Origin of the sequence: Pontibacter pamirensis, assembly GCF_010015475.1 — a bacterium.
Classification (GTDB): domain Bacteria; phylum Bacteroidota; class Bacteroidia; order Cytophagales; family Hymenobacteraceae; genus Pontibacter; species Pontibacter pamirensis.
Genome location: NZ_SSNI01000001.1, coordinates 149,453 through 168,711 on the forward strand (window position 1 = coordinate 149,453; position 19,259 = coordinate 168,711).

At 49.6% G+C, this 19,259-nt stretch carries 16 protein-coding genes; 6 read left to right on the top strand and 10 right to left on the bottom strand.

What is annotated here, in order from left to right:
- The first annotated feature begins 64 nt into the window (after window positions 1–64).
- Window positions 65–2,653: a lamin tail domain-containing protein gene (locus E1919_RS01380; RefSeq protein WP_237143943.1), complete on the top strand. Its 2,589-nt coding sequence runs from the start codon at window positions 65–67 to the stop codon at window positions 2,651–2,653.
- A 133-nt stretch (window positions 2,654–2,786) separates the two neighbouring features.
- Here E1919_RS01380 and E1919_RS01385 read toward each other — a convergent pair whose 3' ends face one another.
- The 6 genes from E1919_RS01385 to E1919_RS01410 form a co-directional block, all read right to left on the bottom strand.
- On the bottom strand, window positions 2,787–4,478 hold the full coding sequence (locus tag E1919_RS01385; protein WP_162051556.1) for an IPT/TIG domain-containing protein: 1,692 nt from the start codon (window positions 4,476–4,478) through the stop codon (window positions 2,787–2,789).
- A gap of 22 nt (window positions 4,479–4,500) precedes the next feature.
- Entirely contained in the window at window positions 4,501–5,256 is a 756-nt protein-coding gene (locus E1919_RS01390; protein ID WP_162051557.1) for a hypothetical protein, read from the bottom strand.
- A 439-nt stretch (window positions 5,257–5,695) separates the two neighbouring features.
- Entirely contained in the window at window positions 5,696–7,159 is a 1,464-nt protein-coding gene (locus tag E1919_RS01395; protein WP_162051558.1) for a TolC family protein, read from the bottom strand.
- Window positions 7,160–7,167: 8 nt separating this feature from the next.
- Window positions 7,168–8,535 carry an HlyD family secretion protein gene (locus E1919_RS01400; RefSeq protein ID WP_162051559.1) on the bottom strand — a complete coding sequence of 456 codons (1,368 nt, stop codon included), beginning with the start codon at window positions 8,533–8,535 and terminating at the stop codon, window positions 7,168–7,170.
- Window positions 8,536–8,540: 5 nt separating this feature from the next.
- A complete protein-coding gene (locus E1919_RS01405) occupies window positions 8,541–10,280 on the bottom strand; it encodes a peptidase domain-containing ABC transporter (RefSeq protein ID WP_237143944.1) in 1,740 nt (579 codons plus the stop codon).
- Window positions 10,273–10,986 carry a TetR/AcrR family transcriptional regulator gene (locus E1919_RS01410; RefSeq protein WP_162051560.1) on the bottom strand — a complete coding sequence of 238 codons (714 nt, stop codon included), beginning with the start codon at window positions 10,984–10,986 and terminating at the stop codon, window positions 10,273–10,275. Before E1919_RS01410 ends, E1919_RS01405 begins: the two co-directional genes overlap by 8 nt.
- A gap of 220 nt (window positions 10,987–11,206) precedes the next feature.
- Here E1919_RS01410 and E1919_RS01415 point away from each other — a divergent pair, with 220 nt between their 5' ends.
- From E1919_RS01415 to E1919_RS01435, 5 genes are all read left to right on the top strand, one after another.
- Complete coding sequence (locus E1919_RS01415; RefSeq protein WP_162051561.1) at window positions 11,207–11,950, top strand: oxygen-binding di-iron domain-containing protein; 744 nt, start codon at window positions 11,207–11,209, stop codon at window positions 11,948–11,950.
- A 172-nt stretch (window positions 11,951–12,122) separates the two neighbouring features.
- The gene (locus E1919_RS01420; protein WP_162051562.1) at window positions 12,123–13,388 is read left to right on the top strand and encodes a DEAD/DEAH box helicase; all 1,266 of its coding nucleotides are present in this window, start codon (window positions 12,123–12,125) and stop codon (window positions 13,386–13,388) included.
- A 352-nt stretch (window positions 13,389–13,740) separates the two neighbouring features.
- Entirely contained in the window at window positions 13,741–13,971 is a 231-nt protein-coding gene (locus E1919_RS01425; protein WP_162051563.1) for a hypothetical protein, read from the top strand.
- A gap of 275 nt (window positions 13,972–14,246) precedes the next feature.
- Window positions 14,247–15,149 (top strand): SMP-30/gluconolactonase/LRE family protein, encoded by a 903-nt coding sequence (locus E1919_RS01430; protein WP_202915826.1) that lies wholly within the window; start codon window positions 14,247–14,249, stop codon window positions 15,147–15,149.
- 187 nt (window positions 15,150–15,336) lie between these two features.
- Window positions 15,337–16,161 carry a hypothetical protein gene (locus E1919_RS01435; RefSeq protein WP_162051564.1) on the top strand — a complete coding sequence of 275 codons (825 nt, stop codon included), beginning with the start codon at window positions 15,337–15,339 and terminating at the stop codon, window positions 16,159–16,161.
- 56 nt (window positions 16,162–16,217) lie between these two features.
- On the opposite strand, the gene E1919_RS01440 is transcribed toward E1919_RS01435, so the two are convergent.
- From E1919_RS01440 to E1919_RS01455, 4 genes are all read right to left on the bottom strand, one after another.
- Window positions 16,218–16,694, bottom strand: a complete 477-nt coding sequence (locus tag E1919_RS01440; RefSeq protein ID WP_162051565.1) for a hypothetical protein — start codon at window positions 16,692–16,694, stop codon at window positions 16,218–16,220.
- A 96-nt stretch (window positions 16,695–16,790) separates the two neighbouring features.
- Complete coding sequence (locus E1919_RS01445; protein ID WP_162051566.1) at window positions 16,791–17,321, bottom strand: dihydrofolate reductase family protein; 531 nt, start codon at window positions 17,319–17,321, stop codon at window positions 16,791–16,793.
- A 70-nt stretch (window positions 17,322–17,391) separates the two neighbouring features.
- Window positions 17,392–17,742: a c-type cytochrome gene (locus tag E1919_RS01450; RefSeq protein WP_162051567.1), complete on the bottom strand. Its 351-nt coding sequence runs from the start codon at window positions 17,740–17,742 to the stop codon at window positions 17,392–17,394.
- A complete protein-coding gene (locus E1919_RS01455) occupies window positions 17,739–19,208 on the bottom strand; it encodes a PQQ-dependent sugar dehydrogenase (RefSeq protein WP_162051568.1) in 1,470 nt (489 codons plus the stop codon). The genes E1919_RS01450 and E1919_RS01455 overlap by 4 nt, the downstream gene beginning before the upstream one ends.
- Between the last annotated feature and the right edge of the window lie 51 nt (window positions 19,209–19,259).

Genomic DNA, 19,259 nt, shown 5'->3' on the forward strand with positions numbered 1-19,259 from the left:
CAAGAAGCGCATACATATTTTATGCTATTCGCAAAGTAAGTAAGTTTTATTCAGAAAAATGCAAATGAAACAAACTTTACTCGCTATATTTCTGCTACTTCCGCTCTTATCACAAGCGCAGCTCCAGGAAAGTTTCGCTGATGGCAACTTAACCCATAGCCCTCACTGGACTGGTGACGAAAGTAGTTTTGTAGTGAACCAGCAGGGGCAACTGCAAAGCAACGGCACGGCTGTTACCGGCACCACTTTGCAACTGGCTACACCCTCTCAGGCTGTAGTTGGCACCAAGTGGGAGTTTTGGGCAAATTTAAAGCTGGCTACCTCTGCCGGTAACTATGCCGATGCTTTTCTCATCTCTGACTCCGAAGATCTACAAAGCAACAGCAACAGCGGCTACTTTGTGCGCATCGGCGGCACACCGGATGAGGTAAGCCTTTTCCGGAAAGACCCAGGCAAAGCAGCTGTCAATCTCATCAACGGCGAAGACCAGACCATTGGTAGCAGTACGAATAATGTGGTGCGGGTGCGCGTAACCAGAAGCGTCATGTATGAATGGGAGCTGGCGATAGATGTCTCCGGCTCCGGCCAGAGCTATGTGAGCCAGGGCACTGGCACGGATGCTACCTACATGCGCTCTAACTGGTTTGGTTTGCTGCTGCGCTACTCTTCAGCCAATAGCCAGAAGTTCTTCTTCGATGACTTCGCCATCACCGATACGCAGCCACCTGTACTGGTGGAAGTCGAAACGGTGAACACGCAGGAGCTGACACTGTATTTCAATGAACCCCTGCAGTCAGGACCGGCAGAGGAGGAGTCGAACTACACCCTGAACGGAAACATCAGGCCTGTTATAGCGGAGCTAACAGAAGCCGGTACTGTGCGACTGGTCTTTAGCCAGAGCTTTAGCGGTGGAACTAACCAGCTCCGTATAGCTGGTCTTTCTGACCTTTACGGGAACAAGCTGCCAGCCCTTGCAGAATCAAGCTTCAGGTTTGTGCCGCCTGCTGTGCTGCCGGGTTACAACGAATTGCTCATCACAGAAATTATGGCAGATGAATCGCCTGCCGTGGGGCTACCGCCTCAGGAGTATATCGAGCTGTATAATTCTACAAACAAAGTGCTTAGCCTGCAGGGTATCCGCTACTCCGATGCCACGGCTACGGCTACTTTTCCGGATGCGCAACTATTGCCGGGAGAGTATGCGGTGGTGGTGCCGAATGCGCAGGTGGCAAATTTTGCCGCATATGGTAAGGTCATCGGCATCAGCAACTTTCCAGGGCTGAACAACGGCGGAGAACTCCTGCAACTGCGCCAGCCTAATAGCCGCCTCATTTATGCTGTTAACTACTCCGACGCCTGGTACAAAGACAACAGCAAGCGGGAAGGTGGCTGGAGCCTCGAAATGGTGGATGTGACCAACCCTTGCGGCGGTATAGAAAACTGGACTGCCTCTGTAGATCCGCGTGGCGGCACGCCTGGGCAGGCAAACGCTGTGGCTGCTTCAAATCCTGATAATACGCCGCCTGCACTGGCAGAGGTGGTCGCCGTTGCCCCTGACCAACTGCTGCTGCGCTTCAGTGAGCGGCTCGACAGTGCACAGGCGGCTACAGTAGCTAATTACAGCCTCAGCTCAGGCATACCAATTGTTAGTGTGGAGGTGCAGGGGCCACTTTTTACAGAAGTTATCCTCACGCTGGCTGCGCCCCTGCAGGAGAGCCAGCGGTATACCTTAACCGCCACCCATATCAGTGATTGTTCCGGTAACCTCAGTCCCCAGCCTTTTACCTATACTTTTGCCTTGCCATCAGCCCCGGAGCCCGGCGATGTGGTCATCAACGAACTTCTGTTTAACCCGCGTTCAGGCGGAGTAGACTTTGTGGAACTGGTGAACCGCAGCAGCAAGTATCTTGACCTGCAGCACTGGCAGCTGGCCAATACCAGTGGCGATAGTGTGGCTGGTAACCGTATTATTACAGCCTCCCACTATGTGCTGGCACCGGGACAGTACGTGGTGCTTACTTCCAACCCCGGCAACATCAAAATGAATTATCCAGCTGCTCAGGACGAGGCTTTTCTACCTATGAGTGCATTGCCCTCTTACCCAGATGAAGCAGGAACTGTAGTGGTCATACAACCTGACGGGCAAACGGCTGACCGTTTCTCCTACAGCGATGCGATGCATTTTGATTTGATTGACGACCTGAACGGGGTTTCGCTAGAGCGGATTCGGCTGGAGGGGCCAACGGTTGCAAGCAACTTCCACTCTGCGGCCAGCACCGTGGGCTATGCCACGCCCGGCTACCGCAACTCGCAGTCGCAGGAGACAACAGCAGCGCAGCAGTTGTTTCAGGTGGAGCCTTTGGTTTTTTCTCCGGATGGAGATGGCTACGATGATTTTACTACTATCAACTTCACTACAAGTCAAACCGGCTTTGTTGCCAACATCACTGTCTTTGACGCACAGGGCCGTCAAATACGGAAACTAGCCCGCAATGAACTGCTGGCTGCAGACGGCTTTTTTCGTTGGGATGGCCTCCGGGAAGACGGTACCAAGGCAGCCATCGGTTATTACCTGTTTTACATCGAGCTATTCGACCTGAACGGGCAGAAGCGGGAGTATAAAGAGAAGGTAGTGGTGGGAGGAAGGTTTTAAACGTGCTGATTTCCATACTTACATAGTATGCGCAGGTGGCATTTTGATGTCTTCAGCAAATAGGTGCTAAATAAAAAGCGGCTACCCCTAAAATGGTAGCCGCTTTAAAATGACAGGTATGTTCTACCTGTTGTTAGTTTGTGACAGTAAAGTTGTCGTTGCTGATAATGGTTTGCCCGTTATGGATCACGTTTATTTTTACAGCCCCTGTAACGCCTGAAGGTACCACAACACGAATGGTGTTTTCTGTGATACTAAGAATAGAGGTTGCAATAGTACCAAACTTAACTGCTGTGTAGTAAGTGTGGGGCGTAAAGCCAGAGCCCGTAATAACCACCTCAGACCCTGCCACACCTGAGCTCGGGGTAAAAGAGGCAATGGACGGTGCAAGTACCGTGAAGTTTCCTGGTGCTTCCAACATAGTATCGCCATGCTGCACTTTAATTTTTACACTGCCTGCGTCAACTCCACCTGGTACATGAACAGGGAGTGAGGTGGATGAGCTGCTGTAGGCGCTTGTCTGGACAGACCCAAAGTATACAGTATAATAGGCGCCTGATACAAATGTCCCACTGATGACTACTTCCTTCCCAATGCCACCGGAGGTAGGAGCAAAACTCGTGACAGCGGGAGCCAGCACCTGGTATTGCTGTGGCGCTTCTACAGTATGTGGGCCGGCTGTTACCTTTACTGCATAACTGCCTGGCTGCATATTCGGTGGAATACTTGCCGTCAGCTCACCTGTAGAATTTTGATACACAGATGCAATGGTTTCCCCTATTTTTACAGTGATATGGCTGCCGTAGTAGTAATTATATGGAAAGTTGCTTCCGTAGATGGAGAAAGAACTGCCCGGCAAGCCTGAAGCAGGTGAGATAGAAGTGACAGTGTGTGGTGTTACGGTAAACTCACCAGGTAAAATAGTGGTGACGCCATCTATTATCACAGAAATAGCTGCCCTTTCAACGCTTATGCTATTAGGTACAACTACCTGAATGCCGTTTGAACTGTAACTGGAAATGGATGCCGCTGTCTGACCTATCAACACACTGATGCTGCTGTTGTAATAATAGGAACTGGGCAGGTTCTCACCGGAAATAGTGATAGTCGTACCCAAAGGGCCAGACTTAGGAGAGAAATCACTCACTGTCGGGGTAATACGGAAATCAGAGGTGACGTTGTGGTTTTCGTTTGCCATCCTGAGCACTACCTGTACCTGGTTATAGCTGTAGTAGCTGTTACTCGTAATGCCTGCAGGCACCTCCACCACTATCTTAGAAGGTGTCACTTCAACTACCCGGGCAGTTACCCCGCCGAAGGTGACTTCTACCTCGTTGGGGCTGCTGGCAAAGAAAGTGCCGTTAATAGTTATTCTGTCGCCGGCTTTCCCACTGCTGGGTATGATGCTCTGCACACTGGGCGATGGGAGCATAACAGAGGCAACCTGCCCAAATACTGTTCCTTTTTCGTTTCGAAGATAAGCCCTGGCATAAAGCGTACGGTTATAGTAGTAATTATTCGGTATACTTAAAGCCGAAACGTCTTCAGTGTATATACCTGGCTGCGCATCTTTTCCCAGGGAAGCCTTTGTGCCATTAGCTTCATTCAGATCGGGGGAAAAGCCATAGACAAAGCCATAATCCAAAACGGGAAACTTGCCCTTGGTGATAACATTGCCCTTCAGCGTAGCTGTAGACGGTGACAGGGCAGTGATTTCCATGGTCTGAATCTCCGGGTGTACTTCCTCTTCCTCTTCGCAACCCTGCAGCAGGAAAAAGGAAAACAGGAGTAGCAGGAGGGAAGTTCGGAGGCTATACGTTTTCATAGAGGTGTCGCTTCTGTTTGCCCTAGAATACATATCCTATCCTAACGCCATTCATCAGGCTGGGCCCAAATGAGAAGGATGTATCTTTAACATCGCCATTATCAGAAGGAGTTGTGTTTGAACCCGTCTGCTTCACATCTATCTCCTCCATACTCTTTTGGCTGAAGCCAAAGTTCATCTCATAACCAAAGAAGAAGTTCTTAGCCATATAGAAGTCGAATCCTGTTACCAGGTTAATCCCGTAGCTAGTATACCCACGCTCTCCATAGCTGTAGGAATAACCGTTTTGGTATAGGGTTCCGCTCCGCCACGCGCCAGTGATGGTTGTGGTGTTTTGCCCTTCGGTAATTTCATGTTCGGAGGATTTCTTTACCACTGCAAAGTCGGCTCCCACGTACGGAGACAGTCTTCTGGTGCCGGCAAAGTGCTTTTCCACACCAATGTTTACGCCAATAGTTGTGCTGCTGCGCTCGCTTTTGTAGCGGTAGGAGTTTGTGCCGTAAGGGTTCACGTTCTCAGAAAGATCGCTTACTCTGCTTCCATTAAGCCCAAGTCTCAAAGCAAGGTTAGGCACCATAAAGTACCTGAACTTAAGCTGATTGATGGAGTTGTTCAAGCTTATGGTTCCGTTAAAAGGATTCACATTAAGCTCTGTGGCCACATGGTTTGCCTGCGCTTTTAAAGTTGGCGCAGCGGTTGTGTCAGCCGGGTAAGTTTGCCCATAGGACGTGAAGGCGGCCAGGGTACAGGCCGAGAATGCAAGTAAGAATGTTTTCATAAAAAAGGTTATAAAATTTAAAGCTGCGAATATAGAGAAGAATTCGTAACATTAGACAAGTTTTATATACTAATTTATAATTATTGTAAGTGCTGGAGAGGCTACTTAAAGAGGTGTAAAGAAGAGAATGGGAGGTCTTTAAGCTATTTTTCCTATGATGGGAGGTTTTTTTGTTAATCCTGCTGAGTTTCTAGTGCTGCTTACTTGTTTTACTTTTCAGGATTTGGAGGAGTTAGTCTAAAGACTGAGATTAATTCAAATTTCTTAGGGGATGGTGCGAAATGTTTCTGTGTTTATTTAAAGCCGTCGGAAGTCTTTAAAGTTTATTGACTGTGCCTGAAAGAAGTAGAGGCGCAAAACTTTGCGCCTCTACAGAAATGCTTAGCTAATAACGTGATATAATAATCCCAGCGGGGCACTTTATTAGTTGATCCATTAATTAATCTACTGTAATCTCACCCGCAGACCAATACAATGTTGTTTTGGCTTTAGCGTACTTTGCCCGGAGAGCATAAAGCTTCAGCTGCGCTTCCATGAGTTTTACTTCGCGGGCGTTCACCAGAAACAAAGAGCTTTCCCCGTTCTGGAAACGGATAACTTCCCCGTTCCGGAGTGCTTCTGCATTTTCCACCATTAGCTCCTGCAATCTGATCTGTTCTTCCAGCGCCTGCCATTCGTTGAAGGCAGCTAATAAGTTGTTTTCCACTTCGCGAACAGTCTGTATCAGCTCCAGGCTGTTTGCCTGCTGTTTGGCCCTTGTAAGCTGCAGCTTTCCCCGTGCCTCCCGGAGGAACAGTGGCATGCTGAAGCTCACGCCTAATTTGTAGTTGGCCCCCATATGCTGGCGCTCCAGCACATCAGAATTCAAATAAAAGTCGCTTTGCAGCACATTGTACTCGGCGTTTAGCTTGGGCAGTAGTTTGTTGGCGGCAAAGCGCTGCTCTACCTCCAGTTGCTGCCCTTTCAGGGAGAGCTTGCGGAGGTCAGGGTGGTTTGCCTTCGCTATTACCAGCAGCTGCTGCACCGAATCCTGTGGCAGCGAAGTTAACTCGCTGCCGATTAAGGCTGGTATGGTGCTTTCCTGTAGCTCCAGCGGCACCTGATCAGGTCCCCAGAGGTGCGTGGCCACCATCAGCCGGGTATTATTATAAGCCAGCTGGGCCTGCTGCAGCATAACAAGTCGATCCTGTACTGCCACGAGCGCTTCTACCGTGTCAATGGCGGCAAGGTCCCCTTCCTGCACGCGTATACGCACTCCTTGTAGTCTGAAGGAGGCCAGCTCAAGTGCTTCCTCATAAAGCTGCATTTCCCGAAAGTACAGCAGCCAGTCCCAATAATCTTTGGTAGCCTGCAGCAGCAGCTTGTTGATGAGTTTTACGCGCTCTGCTTCTGCTATGCCCTGCATCAGGTCTGCCTGCCTGATGATAGCACGCCGCTCGTCAATGAACAACCCCTGGGCCAGCGGCACAGCAATACCAGCATAGCTCAGGCCCCTTTCAGGCGTGATGGCTTCAGGGCTAAGATACTGCCCCTGGGTCTGATCGTAACCGGCTATCAGCTCGGGGCCAAACCAGGTGGGTATGCGCAGGGTGTTGCTCCACAGGTTATAGTACTCCTTGCCATTATATTCTTTGCGGTACACGTTACTGCTGATAACAGGATCAAGCATACCCCGTGCCATCCGTAACTCCTGACGCGCCTGCTCCGTGAGCAGGGCAGCCTGAGAGGCAACAGGATGGTGTTGCAGGATGAGGCGGTGGAAATCCCTGAGCGTAAGGGCCTGAATGGTATCATCTGCCTCTGGCTGCACCGGGCTCAGCACCTGTGCCTGCGCTATAGGCGTACCAGATACAAGCAGCACAAGCGCCAACAGCAGAATGAGGTGTCTATTCTTTCGTATCATGCTTCAGCTTATTCTTCATAGCTCGCCTGAGCTTTGTTTGCCGTGTCTTTTGTTGCCTTAGGCTCGGTGCCGGTATAGTCAGCCGGGAAGTTGTTTAGCTGGCGCCATATCTCGTACCAGATAGGCACCGTGTTCAGCATGGCCCAGCCTTGCACGCCAGAGCCGACACGCAAAGCATCAGGCCAGTCCTCCTGCTCCGGGTCTGGCACTACCAGCAGACGGTACTGGCCATTTGTGCCTGTGTTGTCGATTACAGCCACTTCGCCGCCAAAGGTACCGAAGCTGGCACCTGGCCAACCTGAGAAAACCAGGGCAGGCCATCCCTCAAACTGCAGCCGCATGTCATCTCCCGGCTCTATCAACGGAAGATCCAGGGCGTCTACATAAAGTTCGGCTGCCAGTTGCGGGTTGGCCGGCATGATGGTTGCCAAAGCCTCTCCCTCTTTTATGGTTTCGCCGATACCCGCTTTCAATGTTCTAACCAGGTAGCCTGTCTGCGGTGCCAGAATGTGGTAGTACTGACTTCTGACCTGCGTGCTGGTGTACTCGCTCTGTAGCTTTGCCACGTCTGCCTGTGTGCTGAAGATGGAGGACCGGGTAGAACTTAGTTCTGCCTCTGCCTTCGCGATTTTATCAGCGTACTCCGCCTGCAGCGAGTTAAGCTCTGTACGGGCGTTTTGCAGCTCAGCGCGGGAAGCGTCGAACTTATTTATCAGTGATAAAAGCTTTGCCTGTGCTTCCTGCAGTTTCAGGCGGCGCTGCTCCAGTTCTGTCAGCGACTTCAGGCCCTGCTCGTATAGGTTCTCCTGGCGCTCAAACTGGGATTCGGCAATAGCCAGCTCAGTGCGCTGCGCTACCACGTCCATGCTGTCGCTCTGTAATTTCAGGCGGCTTTGCTCTACTTTGTTACGGGCCTTCTGCAGGCTGAACACCAGGCCCTCTCGCAGCGCTTGTATCTGCTCCTGCATGGCCTCGGCTTTCGCTCCCGTTGCCACGGCAGAGCCTTGCTTCGCTTCCAACTGCTGGCCAAGGTTAGCCAGCAGGTTGGGGTCCATGTATTTTTCCTTTATCTCCGATAAGGTTGCAATGGTGTCGCCTTTAGCTACAAAAGTTCCTTCCATCACATACCACTCCTCAATACGTCCTGCTATAATCGCCTCTACTGTCTGAGGCCTGTCCTGTGGTGTAAGTGCAGTCAGTTCGCCCTGTGAACTTATGTTCTGGGTCCAGGGTAAAAAAAGGCACAGCACAACCACCAGGAAGATGCCTCCTATCCAGTAGGTGAGGACGCGGCCCTGGTGAGGCGTCTGCACCTGCTGCATGGCCTCCAGTTCCATGTAATTCCTCTGGGTTGAATCTTCTACTATCTTTGCCATAGTTTTTAGGCTGTTACTTCCGTTAATTCCTTTAATAATTCGTGCTGGCTTATCTGCTCATAGCTGCCGGAGGCTACCAATTTTCCGTCCTGCAGCAGCAGCGTGCGGTCGCAAAGTTCCATCACGTCCAGGTCGTTGGATACAATAATCATTGTCCAGTTAAACTGCTCACCGGTGAGTGTACGCATTAAGCTCATCTTCTCTTTTTTGCTCATGCCCACCCAGAAGTCATCGATGATGAGCATCTTGGGGCGCCGTACCAGGCTGCGTGCCATCACTACTTTGCGGGCAATGCTGCCCGGCAGGCGCTGGCTGCCACCCACGAGGTAAGACTGAAGCCCATCCTGCAGCCTGTGCACGAAATCGCTGAGCCCTACCATGTCTATTGCCCAAAGCACATCCTGCAGCGGCAGGTCAGTTCCCAGTGTAATATTCTCCAGGAGCGTGCCGTCAAATAACTGCTCCTTCGACATATTGTCGCCGATAAGGCTGCGCAAATTGCCAATGTGCAGGTCGCGGAGCGACACGCCACTGTAGATGATGCTTCCCTCGTATGAAGGGTACAGGCCCAGCAGCAGGCTAATGAGCGTGCTCTTGCCTGAGTTGTTGTAGCCCGCCAGGCAGATGCGCTCCGACGGCTTGATGCTAAAGCTGATGTCCTCAAGGGTTGCTCTGTGAAGGCCTGGATAGCGGTAGCGCAGGTTCTGTACCTGTATGCTCAGGCCGCCATCAAGCGAAAGTTCTTCCAAGTTGATGCCTTTTACCTCTTCAATAGGCAAGTCTGTTACATGCCCGATTTTGTCCAAGCTGGTCAGCACGTCATACACCGTGTCCAGCTTCACGATAATCTTCTCTACCGCTGTCATGATAAGGATGATGATGATTTCGGAGGCTACGAACTGGCCGATATTGATCTCCCGCTGCACCACCAGGATACAGCCCAGCACCAGCAGGCCGCCTGTGATAAAGGTCTTGAAGCCCACAAAACTGAGGTACTGCGTCATAAGGACGTTGAAGTGCTCCTTCCTTACTTTTAGGTAGCTTCTTACATAACTATCCGTGCGCTCCATTGGCAGGTTGGTGTGCCCTACCAGTTTAAACGTGCTCAGGGAGCGGGCCAGTTCCTCTAGCCAGGCGACCAGCTTATACTTGTACTTCGACTCCCTGATACTCGTCTCCACACCCCTGTCTCCGGTTCTCCAGATAATGAAGATGAGCACCACCACCAGTATAACCCCCAGAAAGATGAAGTAAGGGTGGTAGAGCGAGAGCAGAATCAGCCCGAATATAATCTGGATAACGGCATATGAGAAGTCCAGCAGTATTTTCGCTAACCCTTTCTGCAGCGATACCACGTCAAAAAAGCGGTTCATCAGCTCCGGTGGGTAGTATTTATCCAGGGCCTCGGCCTGCAGGCGTGGTATGCGATAAGCAAAGTCGAAGGCGTTTCTGGCAAAAATGCGCTGCTGCAGGTACTCCACCATCCATAGTTGCATCACCTGCAAACCGCCTACGATGAGCAGAGCCAGCACAATCAGCCCGATAAGTACGACCACCGACACCGATATCTGCCCGCTGGACACAAAGCCAATAATACTCTGTATACCCAACGGCAGCGCCAAACTGATAAGTCCTGCCGCCACTGCATAAACGTAGAGGTAGATTATCTCGCGTTTCTCTATCGAAAGCAGGTTCAGGAAACGCTGCATGGGTGTTGCATGCTTTTGTTTGCTAGGGTTAGCCATGGTTACTTTGCTTGCTTTTATACTGTATACTATCAATTGTTGAAAAGAGCAGGTGCTTCAGGAAATCTTTTGTTTCTTCTTCCGGATGCTGCGTGTCTTTTATGTCCGTTAACGACGGCAGGTGCTTGGCAAAGTACATTTGCTGGTGTGCCGCATCCATTACCGTGCTGATGAGCGCATGCGGGTAAGGGTAAGCCGGGTTTAGGTCGAGTACCATCTGCGCCAGTCGGCGGCAAAGGCGCTTTATCTCCAGAAAATAACCTTCCTTGTTTTCAGCATCCACCTCTTTGGTGTGGTATACTTTAGAAGATTCCGCCACTACAATGCGGTAAAGGATGCGCTCATCTATATAGGCTATATTCGGGTCGTCATCCTGGCCAGCTTTTGTCAGCACCTCCAGGGCTCTGCACAGGCGCTTGCGAGGGTCGGATATGTTGTGTGTCTGGAACATAACTGTATAGTCTACCCAGGCCCAGTACCACGACACGAGGTATACCAGCAGCTTGTGCTTGTTTTCGAAGTAGCGGTAAATGGAGGCCTCTGTAGAGCCAATCTCTGCTCCCAGTTTTTTAAAGGTAAACTGCTCAAAACCCAGCGCATTAATAAGCCTAATGCTCTCTGAAATAATTTTTTTGCCCAATTCAGTGCTTTCCGGCTCCCGCAGATAGCATTTGTGATCCAGGCTGATATGTATGCTAGTGGCCATTTTCGTTGTTTATGCCTTTCATTTTTTACACTCTGTAACCATTAAGTTGCTGCAAAGTTATTAAACTTTTATTTATAATAGCATTACTATCATAAAAGTTTCTGTAACTATTATTTATTTGTCTGCATCAGTGGATTTTTTTGAAAGGTTAATCGTATATGTATAGAATGCATTTGATATTGTTTTTGCTTATTTCCAGTGTATCCTTAAACTAATAGCCATGACAACAATCGATGAAATTGCCCCAGACCTCTATCGAATCAGCCTGTATGTGCCCGATTACGATATGCAGTTCAACCACTTCCTGGTAAAGGATGACGAGCCGATGCTCTATCACACCGGCATGCGAAGTATGTTTCCGATGCTGAAGGAGGCCGTGGCAAAGCTCATTTCCCCGGAAGAGCTTCGTTGGATTGGCTTCAGCCATTTTGAGGTAGATGAATGCGGTTCTCTGAACGACTGGTTGGGCATTGCGCCTCATGCCCAGGCTGTTTGCAGCGAGGTAGGGGTTATGGTGAACATGAGCGATTTCGCTATAAGGCCGGCCAGAGGGCTAACCAGGGCAGATGTGCTGCAGACAGGCAAGTATAGCTATCGTTTTATACCTACACCCCACCTGCCACATGGCTGGGATGCAGGCGTATTGTTTGAAGAAAAGAATAAGACGTTGCTTTGCTCCGACCTTTTCCATCATAATGGGAACTGTGCGCCTATCACTACATCAGACATCATAGAGAAGGTAAAGGCTGCGCTTCGGAATATGCAGCAATCCCCACTAAACGATTATATGCCTTACACCCACAAAACCGCGGGTATGCTGCAGGAACTGGCAGCCCTAAACCCTCAGACGCTGGCTACCATGCACGGTTCCTCTTACTATGGCGACTGCGCGCAGGCGCTGCATGACCTGAACATTGTAATGAAAGAGGAGTTGGGTGAAGATAAACTGATGCTGGAAGTATAAACCAGTTGCAGTCTCAAACAGGAATTTTAATTGAGCAGACTGTTAAATTTGCCCGGGTAAAGCAGGGCAAAACGTGAAAGGAGTGCTTAGGCTGTAGATGCCAAAAAGATAAGCTACCTTTGCAGGCCGCTTTTGCCGTATTTATAGGCAGTAGCCATTAAATTACATCCCTATGAAGTTCGAAGACTACCGCATCTCTGATGAAATAAAGAAAAGCTTAAGCAAGCTTAATTTCACGAAGCCCACTGACATACAGTATAAAGCCATACCGCCCATTATGAAAGGGGAAGACGTGTTGGCTATTGCCCAGACAGGTACGGGCAAGACGGCGGCTTTTGCTATTCCGGTACTCGACAGGTTGCAGTTCAGTAAGAACAGGAAGCGTGGCGACGGCATTAAATGCGTAGTGATGGTGCCTACGCGGGAACTGGCGATTCAGATAACAGAGGTATTTAATGAAATTGGCCGCGGCACCCGTGTAAATACTTTCAGCGTGTTCGGTGGTGTGGAGCAGGGGCCGCAGATTGCGAAACTGGAGGCAGGCATTGATATATTGGTGGCCACGCCGGGCCGCTTGTTCGACCTCGTAAGCCAGGGGTATATACAGTTGCACCGTGTGGAGGTGCTCGTGCTCGACGAGGCAGACCACATGCTGGACCTGGGTTTTATACACGACATCCGGCAGCTGATTACCAAACTGCCGGGCAAGCGCCAGACGCTGTTCTTCTCGGCCACCATCAACGAAAAGATAAAAGAGCTGGCTTATTCGCTGGTGAACAAGCCGGTGCGCATCCAGGTATCGCCAAAGGACCCGGTAGCGAAGAACGTGGACCACTCGGTGATGTACGTAGACATGGACGACAAACGCTTTTTTCTGGAGCGCGTGGTAAAGGAAAACCCGGATAAGAAGATTTTGGTGTTTGTGCGAACCAAAGTGCGTGCCGAGCGGGTGATGAAAGCCATGGAGCGCGTGGAAATTGAGAGCATGACCATTCACGGTGATAAAGATCAGAAAGACCGACTCGACGCCATGAAGAAGTTCCGCAAGGGCGATACTAAACTGCTTATTGCTACTGATGTGAGCGCACGCGGCATCGATATTCCGAATGTAGACTATGTCGTAAACTATGACCTGCCAGAGCAACCTGAGAACTACGTGCACCGGGTGGGCCGCACAGGCCGTGGCACAGCCAAAGGCATTGCCGTTACGTTCTGCAGCCCTGAAGAGAAGCCGATTCTGGACGAGATACAGTCTTACCTGACGAAAGACATCAAAGTGCTGGAAGTAGACAAGGAAGACTACGAAGCCACCATCGACTTCAGCGCCGAAGCTAAATACGACTGGAGGGCGCTGTTAAAGGAGGCGGAGGAAACCGATGAAAAAGTAAAAGCCGCCAAAGCCAAAAAAGCGAAAGCCAAAGCGAAGAAAAAGAAGTAGGTTGTTTTATAATATTATTGAAAAGGCCGGTACAGACATGAAATCTGTACCAGCCTTCACTTTTTAAGATGTTTGTTAGAAGTGTGCAAATAACCGGTGTATCATTGTGAACAGGGTTAAAAATGCCAGCTAATAAACTCTTTTTCCAGGTAATTCTGAGCTTGGTAAGCTTCTCTTATTCACTTCATTCTATACGGTTATTCATGCAGCAGATTTAAGCCATATGTTAAAATTCTTAGGAACACTTTCTGTAGCACTATTTATGAAAAATTCCGTATAATATATTATAAATCAATAAATTAACTTGTGCCTGAAAACTTCTGGCATTTAATTAAAGAAAGGAGTGTGTGTGATGAGAAGACCTAGAAGAAATAATAGTCCAGGATGGATTTCCGACACATGGAATTACAGCCAAAGATCAGTGGATGATAGCTTTGGCTTCACCAGAGGGTTTACTGATGCTATCAATCAGGAGATGCTGGATGAAGAGAGGCTGGAAGAGAAACATAGAAAGGAAAAGGAGCAAGGGGAGGAGCAAATATATCCAAGTTGCAGCATTACCGATAAACCTGATACCCCATGATGCTTTGCCTCAAACAGAAGTGATTACCATTTAACAATTTGCTTAAAAGTTAAAGAGAAGCAATTGTGTTTCTCCTGCAAACAGCGGCCACATTCATACTGAATGAAGTGGCCGCTGTTGCTATAATACGGAAGTCAATACTCCCTTCTGCGCAGGCCGTACTTTAAAGCAGCGCCATGTAGCTCATTTGCCCTTTATTTGTGTAGCCCCTAAAAATCTAACCTTTCTTTGTAAAAAAGACGTTATTGTGCTTTAACCTGACGCTGCACCTGCTTATGATGGAATTGTTCCCACAAAACACAACTGCCGAACTGGTACTGGACGCCAAAGCCAAATTAGGCGAAGGTGCCATCTGGCACCCCACTGAAAAGAAACTGTACTGGGTGGATATAGAAGCAGCGGAACTGCATATCTATGATCCCGCTACCAACAAAGACATGCAGTTTCCTGCAGGCGGCAAGGTAGGTACGGTTGTGCCTATCGAAGGAGGAGGCGTTTTACTGGCCGTCCAAAACAGCATTTACAGTATGGATACTAAAACAGGAGAACTTACCTTGGTCACAAAGCCACTAGAGGATCCGCTTGTGCGCTTCAACGATGGGAAAACAGACCCTTCCGGCAGGTTCTGGGTAGGAACCATGGCCTACGATGTAAAGGAAGGAGCCGCAGCCTTGTACCGAATGGACAAAGACAAAAGCTTTCATCGGGTAGTGGATAATGTCACTATATCCAACGGCATTATGTGGTCAGCAGATAAAAGAACAATGTATTACATAGATACTCCAACCCTGACGGTGCAGGCTTTTGACTATGATGATGAAACCGGGGAAATCAGCAAGGGCAGGGTTGTGATTCGTATCCCTGCATCTTTAAATGGCTCGCCCGACGGTATGACCATAGACGCTGAAGGTAAGCTTTGGATTGCCCTCTGGGGAGGTAGCGCAGTCATACGCTGCGATCCTGCTACCGGCGAAATAATGCAGCGCGTGGATGTGCCTGCCCTGCACACAACCTCCGTCGCCTTTGGCGGGGAGAACCTTGACATCCTTTATATTACTACTGTAAGGGAATGGCTAACGCCGGAGCAATTAGAGAAATACCCCGGGAGCGGGGGATTGTTCGCTATAAAACCTGGCGTACAGGGTGTGCCGGCAGAGTTCTACAGAGGGCAATTGTAGTGGAGAATTTGAACTCTTCTTGTTGCTGTTAGTTTAGATATATAATTATACTAATATTGTCAGTTTTGCTTAAGGTGTTGCTTTATCAGGGGTTTTGAAGAGCAATGAAATAAGTGATTATATAAATTTTCAAATATAATCGACCTTAAATTAGGATGCTATATATAGAGCCATTTATATTGGCATCATGAAAATAAAATTAGCAGGAAAGATAGTAGCAGGGGTGTTTTGCATGCTGTGTTGTGGGTTTAAAGCTCACGCTCAGTCTTCTCAACAAGCAGGAGCAGAATTTGATAATTTGAATGTGAAGTTGTTTGGTCAGGGCGGCGGGTTAGACAATGAGAATGCCGGCACAAGGGACAGGCAGAAGCTCTTCAAGTTGCATCGTGTCTATACATACAAGGTCTTATTTCTTGATGGGGTTGAGAGAGAAATTACAGGGCGTATAAAATATGCAAAGCACAGCGGCAGCTATACACTAGCCTCTAAAGGCGAAGAGATAAAAGCGTCTGACACGCAATATATTTACAGGGTTGATGAAGCCTCTGGAGACACTATCGTCGGAACCTCCTACAATGACCTGTGGCTTTTCCCGGTAATAAGCGGCAAAATTAATGGCTACAGCACCTACGCTGAGAATAGTGCAGGTTATGCTACCCACATCAGCCAGACGGGCAGTAAGAAGCTGCAGTCCCTTGATTCTGGTAATAAGCAGGCTCGTGCGCAAACAGTGAATATGTTGACAGAGATGATTACAGGGAATGAGGCGGCGGAGGAACTTATGCGGGAGCATTTGCATAAGGCAAAAAGAAAATCGCTTATTAAAAATATTGCTTTAGGCGGTGTTGGTTTTTCAGTACTTGGTATTGCTGCGGCTCCGTTTGCTACTGCATTTGTAGTGGGAGTGCCTGTTAGTGTTGGTGCTGGGCTGGCAACAGCGTCAGTAAATACAGTCGATTTACTTGAAGTGATTCAGGTTTACAACAGTACAAACGCAATTGCCTTCTTCTAAACAATCAACTCACACCTGTTATAGGAGATGCTTATGGCAGGTGTGGGTATAGTATCTTACACCTTCGGCTTTACCTTATCCTGCAGACTTTCTATCCAGAAAATTAAGAACAGCGCCAGCAGATTAATGCCGATGAACTTTTGCCCGGTGTCGGTGCCAAAGTCAAACTGGAAAGAGGAAAGGGCCAGGCGAAATTTAAAGGTCCAGGAGCCAACCATGTCGAATCCAAAGCCCACGCGCAGTCCGGCCACATATTGAAAGCCATAGGCGCCAAATGCAAAGTATACTACCTGCAGCACCTGGTTCACCAGCGAGAGCCTGAGGCCACGCTGTGGGTTGCGGAACAGTTGGGAGCCGCAGATAATAGAGAATACAAAAAGCGCCGCTGCTAAAAGAGAAGCTCGCAGCACTTGCTGCGTTAGAATTGTATCGCCCTGCAGCATGACCACAACAGTGAAAGCGATGCCTAAGCTGCCCCCAATAGTCTGGTAAATGGCCAGTCCCCTGAGTTGATTCCCGATTTTATTTGTCAAAATATCGAATGCCTGATGTCAGCACTTGTTGTCAGGACAAGTGTGTGGCAAAGGTAAGTAAAAATTAAGGCAGGCTTGGCAGATGCCGTAGAGTTACTATTTCCCCAGCTTCACCTGCACAAAGCCATTGTCGTAGCTTTTGCTGCTGTGTACTTTTAGCTTCGTCTCCTGTGCTCCGGGTGCAAAAAGCGGTATGCCCTCGCCTAGTACCCTTGGAACGTAAGTGAGGATGATTTCGTCAATGAGGTTGTGGTTGAGCAGGAGCGTGTTCAACTGTCCGCCGCCAATGAGCCAGATGTCCTTGCCTGGCTTTTGCTTCAGCTTCTGTATATATTCAGCTGCATCAGTACTTATATACTTTACATGCTCCGTGTCTGTATGCCCGGAAGAACGGCTGAAGACGTAGTTTGCTTTGTCGGGGTATGGGAAAGGCATATCGAAGCCAAGAACAACCTTGTAGGTGCTGTGCCCCATGAGCGTGGTGTCAATAGTCTGCAGAAATTCGCTGTAGCCGAAATCTTCTCCTTTTATAGTATAAATCTCGTCGTGCAGCCACGCTGTGCTGCCGTCGGGGCGGGCAATATAACCGTCCAGGCTGGCGGCGATGTAAAGTACAGTCTTTCTCATAAAATTAGCAGCTGCAATTTTACTTTGCTTTTGTCTCCCGTTAAGATTATACGTTGCTTTCCGTAAGTTACTACTCTTCTTTTGCTTTGCGAAGTGTTTTCAGATAGGCCACCATATTATCCAGTTCTTCATCCGGGATGACTTCTTCTTTGAAGGCTGGCATCATGCCCAGGCCATTTCGGACCTGGAACTTAATCATAGCGCCAGGTAATGGCTTGTTGTTGATGGCCGGTCCGAGGCCGGCCTCACCACCTGGATGGCACTTCTGGCAGTACGACATATAAACCTTTTCACCCTGAGCCACCGCCTGATTTTCTATATCAACAGGATCAAACATGGGTACTCCCCGGCGGGCTGTGCCGCAGTAGCTGAGCATGAGCAGCAGAAAAAAGCCGACGCTGAGTAAGAAACATCTTTTCATAGAGAGGGCTTTGTTTTAGTGATTTTCCAGATGACCCCGGTCTTTACCACCGGGTTGATATCTTCTCCTTCTCCTGTTTCCATAATTCCGAAGTCTACCACGTACAGGCTTTCTCCGTCTGGTGAGAATTTGACACTGATAGGCCGCTCAAAGCCGCCATTCTTAAGTTTGGAAGCGGGTGCTACTATTTTACCTTCGTTGGCCGCGAATTCTGTCACTACACCGCTCTCCACGTCTACCCGTAGTACCTTATACCCTACAGGAGCCAACACTTTGCCTACACCCGGCGCCAGATCTCCAAACTGCGCTACAAAGACCTGCCCTTTAAAGCCAAAGGCGTCGCTGCGGGAAAAGTCGAGGCCGTTAGAGGAAGAGTGAACGCCAAGCGTCGCCACTGGCTTGGGTGGTTTATTAGGGTGTTGTGCGAGTATAGGCTGAGGCGGTTCTTCGCCAGGTGGGGCGAACCTGTCGCCGTTAAAGGCGAGGCCACCGGAGTAATCAGGCCAGCCGTACCACTGGCCTTGCTCTACCTCCCAAAGGTAATCACCGGTACCCCAGACAGGACGGCTGCCGCGCACATCGTAGCCGTTGTCGCTTACATAAAGCTGCCCTGCAGGCGAAAAAGCCAGCCCGAAGGGATTGCGAAAGCCCCAGGCTACCAGTTCTGGTGGCGCTCCTCCTTCCGGTAACATGCGCAGCACAGCACCTGAGCAGGGGATGCGGCCTTCTATCACCTGGCCGGGTGTGGTAGCTGCACCATAGGGTGAATAGGCGCCCGTGACATGCTCTTCGCTTTTAGGTTCGGGCGGTAAATTGCTCGTGTAGTTCCGTCCGACCAGCACAATATCCTGGCAAGGGATATCGTGGAAGTCTGGGTACCTTTCAAGCCAGCCATAATCGTAGTTGTCTGGCCCCACAACCCCTGAGTTGGTAGCTGTGCCCAGCGAAAAGTATAACATGCCATCTGCGCCTATCACGGGGCCGTTAGTATGATGATCGCCCATGGTGGGAAGGTCTTCTATAAGGCTTGTAATATTGCCGTCGGGGGAGATGCGCAGGATTTTGCCACCCAGCATTTCGCCCCCCTCTGCCACATAAAAGTTGCCGTTATGGAAGGTAACACCTGTCCAGGGGCCGTTCTTGATGCCTGTCGCCACGGTCGTCAGGCTGCCTCCCGGCTCCACGCGCAGCAGCTTTGGTTCCAGAAACACTTCGCCGTAGGAATAACCTGCCTCTAACACGTGCAGCCTCCCCTGCTCATCAAATGCCACCGCCGTCGGGAAGGTAAGGCCGGTGGCCACGGCCTCAGCGGAATAACCGGCTGGCAGCGCAATATCATCAGGATTGATTGGCCGGGCTTCGGTGCGGATGCTGCCCTGGCCGCCTCCGTTAGACGGCAAGATGCGGTAGCAGCCACACAGGACAAAGAGCAGGAGCAGGGGCAACAGGCGAAGGGATGTTTTCATAGTTTTTGATTATCAGAATATTATTCTAAATTAAGGCGCTATCATTCCGTA